General features: G+C 65.0%; 7 protein-coding genes. 4 read left to right on the plus strand and 3 right to left on the minus strand.

Features of this window, described 5'->3' with window-relative positions:
* The coding region (locus tag ACE3UY_RS03760; RefSeq protein ID WP_374686216.1) for an NAD-dependent epimerase/dehydratase family protein at positions 1 to 752 on the plus strand (752 nt) is incomplete at its 5' end.
* 112 nt (positions 753 to 864) lie between these two features.
* Here ACE3UY_RS03760 and ACE3UY_RS03765 read toward each other — a convergent pair.
* Complete coding sequence (locus ACE3UY_RS03765; protein ID WP_374686217.1) at positions 865 to 1,773, minus strand: hypothetical protein; 909 nt, start codon at positions 1,771 to 1,773, stop codon at positions 865 to 867.
* Between the two features lie 261 nt (positions 1,774 to 2,034).
* On the opposite strand from ACE3UY_RS03765, the gene ACE3UY_RS03770 reads away from it, so the two are divergent.
* On the plus strand, positions 2,035 to 3,639 hold the full coding sequence (locus tag ACE3UY_RS03770) for a phosphoenolpyruvate carboxykinase (protein WP_374686218.1): 1,605 nt from the start codon (positions 2,035 to 2,037) through the stop codon (positions 3,637 to 3,639).
* Positions 3,640 to 3,703: 64 nt separating this feature from the next.
* On the opposite strand, the gene ACE3UY_RS03775 is transcribed toward ACE3UY_RS03770, so the two are convergent.
* Complete coding sequence (locus ACE3UY_RS03775; RefSeq protein WP_374686219.1) at positions 3,704 to 3,967, minus strand: UPF0175 family protein; 264 nt, start codon at positions 3,965 to 3,967, stop codon at positions 3,704 to 3,706.
* Positions 3,924 to 4,220, minus strand: coding sequence for an AbrB/MazE/SpoVT family DNA-binding domain-containing protein (locus ACE3UY_RS03780; RefSeq protein ID WP_374686220.1), 297 nt, complete (start codon positions 4,218 to 4,220; stop codon positions 3,924 to 3,926). The genes ACE3UY_RS03775 and ACE3UY_RS03780 overlap by 44 nt, the downstream gene beginning before the upstream one ends.
* 358 nt (positions 4,221 to 4,578) lie before the next feature.
* Between ACE3UY_RS03780 and ACE3UY_RS03785 the strand changes: the two genes are divergently transcribed.
* Entirely contained in the window at positions 4,579 to 5,073 is a 495-nt protein-coding gene (locus tag ACE3UY_RS03785) for a hypothetical protein (protein WP_374686221.1), read from the plus strand.
* Positions 5,074 to 5,255: 182 nt separating this feature from the next.
* Complete coding sequence (locus ACE3UY_RS03790; protein WP_374686222.1) at positions 5,256 to 7,568, plus strand: hypothetical protein; 2,313 nt, start codon at positions 5,256 to 5,258, stop codon at positions 7,566 to 7,568.
* The last annotated feature ends 205 nt before the right edge of the window (positions 7,569 to 7,773 follow it).

A 7,773-nucleotide genomic window follows, 5' to 3' on the forward strand; every position in this document is an offset into this window, starting at 1 on the left:
ATGCCAGGCCCGACGTAATCATCCACCAACTCACGGCCATTCCCGCCGCCCTGGACTTCAGGAAACTGGACGAGGCGTTTGCGACGACCAATCGTCTGCGCACTCAGGTCACGGATGCCCTGCTGGCGGCGGGGCGGCGAGTGGGAACGCGCCGCTTCATCGCGCAGAGCTTTTGCGGCTGGCCGTTCGCGCGTGTGGGTGGGCCGGTCAAGACCGAAGAAGACCCGCTCGACCCCCATCCGCCGGCCGCCTTCAGCCGGACACTGGCGGCGATCCGCTATCTCGAGGACGCGGTGCGCCAGGTCGAAGGGCTGGAGGCATTGGCTTTGCGCTATGGCTTCTTCTATGGTCCGGGAACGAGTATTGGCAACAATGGGTCGGTGGTTGAACTCGTTCGCCGGCGAAGGTTGCCTGTCGTGGGCGATGGCAAGGGCGTCTGGTCGTTCCTGCACATTGAGGATGCCGCCCGGGCAACGATGGCTGCCATCACTCGCGGCGCGCCCGGCGTCTATAACGTTGTCGACGACGAACCCGCGCCGGTCTCGGTCTGGCTGCCGGCGCTGGCGCAAGCGGTGGGCGCCAAGCCCCCCTTTCACGTGCCCGCTTGGCTGGGGCGGCCGCTCATCGGCGAAGGCGGTTTGGCGATGATGACGCAAATTCGCGGCGGCGCGAACACCAAGGCGCGGCGCGAGCTGGAATGGGAACCGATCTATCCAAGCTGGCGGCGCGGCTTCGTTGAGGGGCTGGGTTAGCCCAATTAATGAATCAACCACGGATTTTCGCGGATTTTACGGATGTATACGGATTGAACATTAAGGATCAATCCGTGTACATCCGTAAAATCCGTGTCAATCTGTGGTTCATTTATTCCACCCGCACGAGTTCGTCGGCGGGGATGAGAGAGAGGGGACGGGAGAGCCACAGGACGCGGCCGGGCGAGAACTGCCGGTGGCGGCCGGCGGCGACGGCATCGATGCGCTCCAGTGTGATGGCGTCGATGAAGAAGTCGCGCCCGTTCCACTTGCTCTTGAAGCGCAGCACGACCTCGACGACCCCGCCCCCCGGCGGCGTCTGGAATTCCACCACGTGCTCGAACCATTGGTGGTCGCCCATCACCTCGGCGTTGGCCCAGCCGCCGGCCTGCGCGCCGCCCTGCAGCACCCACGCGCCCGACTCCGACGACCACGGGTCGGGGTCGTTGCGCGCGTGCACCTGTACCGGTACCGTCAGCCGCCACGCGCCCTCCGGCAGATTGCCGACCCGCTGGTAAAGCTGCGTGCCGAACGGGGCGATGGCGTGGAACGTCTTGTAGACCTTGTCGCCGTCCAGGATGAGCGCGTTGGGGCCACCCAATTGCTCGTTGGGCGGGAGTTGCTTGTTCAGCTTGTGCAGGCTCTCCGCCACGCCACCTGACTGGGCAACCTCGTCATCCCACAAGAGCGCGCCCGGCTCCAGCCAGGTCAACGTCCAGCCGTTGGGGTTCTGGTTGGTGAGGTTGCCCGGCGCGGGCGGCAGGTCGGTCCAGCCGTCTTCGAAGCTGCCGTTGGCGATCCAGTTGCCGCCGGGCGGAGGCTCGCGGGTGGGGCCGGGCGTGACCGTCGGCGTGGGGTCGGGCGTCGGGGTGTTGTCTGGCCTCATGACGATGGGCAGGTGGGCCGCGGCGTCGGACGTATCAGCCGATACGGCCGGGCCGGACGAGGCTCTTAGCAACCACCCCAGCAGGGCCGCGCCCAGGACGAGCCAGGCCACGGCGAACAGCCATTTGGTGCGCATGTGTTACCTCCTTCCCGATCAGCAGGATAGACCCATTATAGCGTAGTTCGTAGTCAGGCAATTCATTGCCGTTCTTCAGGCTAGCCCAAAGAACGGCAATGAATTGTCTGACTACGAACACAAAGGTATGACATTCTGCGCAAGCAAGATATGACAAACGGCCGCGGCTGTCAGATTGCCAAACGGGGCCGCATGACATACACTAACCGATGAGCTACGCGAACGCGACCCGTCTTTTCCAAACCCAAACAGGAGTACACTATGCAAAACTTTGGCGCATTCGTCAGCCATTACGGCGTCGAGAACCATGGCATCAAGAATGCCGAAACCGTCTACTGGAACTTGACCACCTCCATGCTCTATGAGCAGGCTATCCGCCGCCACGAAGCGGCCATTGCCCACCTGGGCCCGCTGGTCGTGCAGACCGGCAGCCACACCGGCCGCTCGCCCAACGACAAGTTCGTCGTCAAGGAGCCGGGCAGCGAGTCCGATATCTGGTGGGGCAAGGTCAACCGCCCCTTCTCCCAGGAGAACTTCGACTATCTCTATCGCAAGATGGTCGCCTATACCCAGAACCGGGACATCTTCGTCTTCGATGGGTACGTCGGGGCCGACCCCAACTACCGGATGCCGGTGCGCATCATCACCGAATACGCCTGGCACAGCCTCTTTGCCCGCAACATGTTCATCCGCGAGTTCGATCCGGAGAAGCTGCGCAACCACGTGCCGCAATTCACCGTCGTCGACATGCCCCACTTGAAGGCCGAGCCGGAGCAGGACGGCACGAACAGCCAGACCTTCATCCTGCTCGACTTTGGCCGGCGGCTGGTGCTCATCGGCGGCTCCGAGTACAGCGGCGAGATCAAGAAGAGCATCTTCACGGCCATGAACTACTACATGCCCAAGCAGGGCGTCATGTCGATGCATTGCAGCGCCAACTTCGGCGATAACCGCGACGACGTGGCCCTGTTCTTCGGGCTGAGCGGCACGGGCAAGACGACGCTGAGCAGCGACCCCAAGCGGACGCTCATCGGCGACGACGAACACGGCTGGAGCGATGATGGCGTCTTCAACTATGAGGGCGGCTGCTACGCCAAGGTTATTAAGCTCGACCCCAAGGGTGAGCCGGAGATCTACGAGACGACCCGCCGCTTCGGCACCATCCTCGAGAACGTCATCATGGACAGCGGCACGCGCCGCGTCGATCTGAACGACGCCTCGCTGACCGAGAACACCCGCTCCAGCTACCCCATCTCCCACGTCAGCAATGCCGTGCGCGACGGTGTGGGCGGCCACCCGAACAACGTCTTCTTCCTGACCGCCGACGCCTTCGGCGTGCTGCCTCCCATCGCTCGCCTGACCAATGCCCAGGCCATGTACCACTTCCTGAGCGGTTACACGGCCAAGGTGGCGGGCACGGAGCGCGGCGTGACCGAGCCGCAGCCGAACTTCAGCACGTGCTTCGGCGCGCCGTTCATGCCGCTGCGGCCGGCCGTCTACGCCCAGCTGCTGGGCGAGAAGATCGAGAAGCACGGCGCGAAGGTATGGCTGATCAACACCGGCTGGACCGGCGGCCCGCACGGCGTCGGCAGCCGCATGAAGCTGGCCCACACCCGGCGCATGATCCACGCCGCCCTCGACGGTGAGCTGGACGACGTCAAGATGGTGGAGGAGCCGAACTTCGGGCTGATGGTGCCGGAGAGCGTGCCCGACGTGCCATCGGAGATCCTGATGCCCCGCAACACCTGGGCTGACAAGGACGCCTACGACGCGCAGGCTGCCCGCCTGGTGGAGATGTTCAAAAACAACTTCAAGCAGTTCGAAGAGTTAGTGACGGACGACATTAAGAACGCTGGGCCTAAGTAAGGCAGTTGGCCGGCAGTCTGACAGGCTGCGCTACGTAGCGCAGCCTGTCAGGCTGCCGCCACGTTCAGGCGTTCGTCGCGTCCTGCATCAATTCATCGGGCGAGCGGTCGAGAGGCGACAGTCCAAGGCGGCCCAGGGCGAACAGGAAAGAGACCTGATCCATCCTGGCTAACCGGGCAGCCATCCCGGTAGAGACGCGCCCTATTTCATACAGCTTTACCGCCAGTAGGAGCCGCGCCTCCGCTTCAAACTCAGCCTGGCTCTTTTTGAGCGAGAGCAACAAATCATCGGGGTATAGTATCGAGAGATTGTGCATTTTCTCGGTCATGATCCCCCCCATACCGCTCCCGGTGGAGCGCTTCACGAATGCGCGGCAGTTCCTCCAGCATATCGGCCGGCGATAGCCCCGCTCCGTCCAACAGATCGGCCAGTTGGTAGGCCAATTCGGGCACGCGCAGCCGGCGCGGGGCCAACACCAGCATCTCGCCCAATGGGACAAGGGTGAGCGTATCACCGTCGGCGATAGCCAGCGACTCGCGCACTTTACGCGGGATGGTCACCTGGCCGCGCTGCCGCACCACGATCTGGTAGGGTTTACCTCGTCATAGAGCATGGGCCGCCTCACATACGGATTTTCGGATTGCAACACTGTACCAATACCCTGCCGCTCTGGCGAGAAAGATCCAGGACAATCGCATACACGGTAGCACAGTGTGTGCCGACAGCCTGTGCTTGTTCGGAGTCAGGCAATACATTGCCGTTCTTCGCGCAAGGACAGGAAGAACGGCAATGAATTGCCTGACTACGAACTGTACAGACTGCGCAATGGGGAAAGACCAGACAGGTCTGGCGCAGCCCGCCAGCCTGCGCTACTCTTATGGCGGGTGTCACTTCAAGGGGCAGACACGCAGGTCTGGCCCCTACTGGTAGGAGGCGACAATGAAACGCGAGAATGTGGTCTGGGGCGTCATCCTGATTCTGGTCGGGGTTGGCTTTCTGCTCTACCAGCTTCGGCCCGGTCTGTTCGCGGGCATCAGCTGGCCGTGGATCCTGCTGGCGCTGGGCGGGATATTCCTCATCTCGGCGCTGCTGGCGCGGGTGGGCGGGTTAATGATCCCCGCCGTCTTCCTGCTCGGTCTGGGCGGCATCTTCACCTACCAGGTAAACACCGGCGACTGGGGCAGTTGGGCCTACATCTGGACGCTCATGCCGGGTTTTGCCGGGCTGGGGATGCTGTTGGGCAGCCTGTTCGACCGCGAGTTGGCCCAGGCGCGCGGCGTGGCCGTCTTTCTGCTGGGCCTCAGCGTCGTCCTGTTCGCGGTGTTTGGCGGCTTCTTTGGGCTGCAGCCGAGCGTCTTGCGCTACTGGCCGGTGGTGCTCATCGTCATCGGCGCTTACGTCTTCCTGCGCGCTATGCGGCCGCGGGAGAAGTAGGCCGCAACAACCCTGCCTTTCTCTTAACGCGCTGTTCGTCATGCGCGACTCGCCCCATCTGTGAAACCTTTGACAGACAGCGGTCGTCTTCTGGCTATACTACAACCCGTACATCGCCGCCGCGCGGCCGATCGGCGAGCGCGTAGGCCCGCATCCGTGGGCACAGTAGTGGAGCAGAGAGAATGTTTCGTAAGGGTCTGTCATTTGTCTTTCTTATTCTATTGGCGCTGGCATTGGTCGCGTGCCGGCGCGGCGGCGAAGGCGCGCAACCGACGGTGACGCTGCCAACCGTGGCGGCAACCGCGCCGGCCACCATGCCGGCCACGGTGGTCGCGGCCACCTCGACCGTCGCCACGGCCGTCCCTGCCGTTTCGCCAACCAACACCACCACGCCGACGCGGCCGGCCACAGCCGTCCCGGCGACGAGCGTTCCGGCCACGGCGACGGCCACCACCGCGCCCCCAACGGCCGTCCCGCCCACCGCCGTGCCACCCACGGCGACCGTCAGCGCCGGCCCGCCGCCCGGCGGCTCAGCGCGCATCCAGTTCGCGCCGGGAGCGACCTCGGCCATCGTCCAGAGCCGGCTGGCCGCCAACGGCGACACGGACACCTGGATACTGCGCGTCATGGCCGGGCAGGTGGTCACGGTGCAGGCCATCGCCAATCCGCCGGGTAACATCAACCTGATGCTGGGCGATATGACCGGCGGCGTGCTGGCGACCAGCCCGGATACGACGGGCGTCTCGGCCGCCGTGCCGGCCACGGGCGACTACCAGATCAACCTATCGACGGCCTCCGGCGCGCCAGCCGTCGGCTACACCATGCAGGTCTTCATCCCCGCTGGAGGTGGCATCACGCCGACGCGCCTCCAGTTCGCGCCGGGGCAGAGCGCGGTCCAGCGCGACGACGTGCTAGAGGCGGGCGGCGACATTGACCAGTTCGTGGTCAGCATGGCCGCGGGCCAGCAGTTGAGCGTGGGCGTCTTCGCCAGCACGCCGGCCGTCACGCGCATCTTCATCCGCGACACGGCCGGGCGGCTGGTCGCCAGCGGCACGGACATGTCCGGTGGCGTGGGCGTGACGACGACGGCCGCCGGCGACTACACCATCGACATTAGCAGCCAGGCCAACGCGCCGCGGATCCTCTACACCTTGACCGTCACCGCCCCGCCCATCAACCCGCCGCCGGAGCAGCCAACGCGCCTCCAGTTCGCGCCGGGGCAAAGCTCGCTCCAGGTCAGCGACTCGCTGCCCGGCGGCAACGAGGTCAACCGGTACGTCATCAATCTGGCCGCCAATCAGGGGTTGGGCGTGGGCGTCTTTGCCAGCACGCCGGCCGTCACCAACATCTGGGTCTATGGCCCCGACGGCGGGATGATCGGCTACGGCACGGATATGTCGGGCGTCAGCACGACGACGGCCCAGGCCGGCGACCACATCATCTGGGTCAGCACCATCGGGGCCGCGCCGGCCATCAGCTACACGATGACCGTCACCGCGCCGCCGCTGAACCCGTCCCAGCCAACGCGCATCCAGTTCGCACCGGGGCAGAGTTCGGCGCAGGTCTCCGACTCGCTGGCTGCCGGCGGCGACATCAATCGCTACGTCCTGCAACTGGGCGCGAACCAACAGTTCACCGTGGCCGTCTTCGCCAGCACACCAGCCGTGACGAGCATCTACGTCCGCGACACGGCCGGGCGGAACATCTCCAGCGGCACGGACATGTCGGGGGTCGTGGCCGCGACCACGGTGGCCGGCGATTACTACATCGACGTCAGCAGCACGGCCACCGCGCCGGCGCTCAGCTACACGATGACCGTCACCGCGCCACCGACCAACCCGCCGCCGCCGGTGGAGCCGATCCGCATCAACTTCGGACCGGGGCAGACCAGCGCGGCGTTCAACGGGCAGGTGGCCGTCGGGCTGCCGCCGGTGGAGTACGTCATCCGGCTGCTGGGCGGGCAGACCCTCATCACCAACGTGAACGACAACCCGCAGGCCAACGCCGACGTGACGGTGCGCGATATGGCCGGCAATGTGCTCAACTTCGGCCGCGCGCCGACGAGCCTGGGCACGCAGATTCCGACCACGGGCGACTACCTGATCGTCCTCAGCACGATGAGCACCAACGCCGTCAGCTACTCGCTGGAGGTGGGCGCGCCGCCGCTGCCGCAGCCGGGGACGGCGACGCGTATTGAGTTCGCGCCGGAGGCGACTTCGGCCACGGTGACGGGCGACCTGCCCTTCGGCGGCGACGTGGATCACTGGGTGATCCGCGCCCTGGCCGGGCAGACGATGAACCTGTCGTTCGGGCTGGCGGAGACGGGCTGGCTGGACGTGTTTGTCTACAACAGCGCCGGGCAGCTCATCGGCATCGGCAGCGACATCACCGGCGTGGCCGCGCCGATGACGACGACGGGCGACTACACCATCGTCGTCGCCAGTGACCCGGCGATTGGGCCGTTGAGTTACTCGATGGTGGTGGACATCCAGTAGGAAGAAGAGGCTCACGCAAAGAGCGCAAAGAAGCAAAGAACGCAAAGAAGAGGTTTTTCTTTGCGTTCTTTGCTTCTTTGCGCGCTTTGCGTGAGCTCTTCTTCTTTCAGACCGCCAGCGCCGGCCGCCTCTCATCGGCCCCGGAGAGGGCGCGCAGGAAGAGGGCCAGAGCCAGCCCGCCCAGCACGGCGAAGGCGGCATAGAC

The sequence above is a fragment of the Promineifilum sp. (SeqCode) genome, assembly GCF_041918635.1.
Classification (GTDB): Bacteria; Chloroflexota; Anaerolineae; order Promineifilales; family Promineifilaceae; genus Promineifilum.

What these genes read in the sequence shown, in the direction of transcription:
- ACE3UY_RS03765 (WP_374686217.1), bottom strand. Translation starts at nt 1,773, where the DNA reads ATGCGCACCAAATGGCTGTTCGCCGTGGCCTGGCTCGTCCTGGGCGCG.
- ACE3UY_RS03770 (WP_374686218.1), top strand. Translation starts at nt 2,035, where the DNA reads ATGCAAAACTTTGGCGCATTCGTCAGCCATTACGGCGTCGAGAACCAT.
- ACE3UY_RS03775 (WP_374686219.1), bottom strand. Translation starts at nt 3,967, where the DNA reads ATGACCGAGAAAATGCACAATCTCTCGATACTATACCCCGATGATTTG.
- ACE3UY_RS03785 (WP_374686221.1), top strand. Translation starts at nt 4,579, where the DNA reads ATGAAACGCGAGAATGTGGTCTGGGGCGTCATCCTGATTCTGGTCGGG.
- ACE3UY_RS03790 (WP_374686222.1), top strand. Translation starts at nt 5,256, where the DNA reads ATGTTTCGTAAGGGTCTGTCATTTGTCTTTCTTATTCTATTGGCGCTG.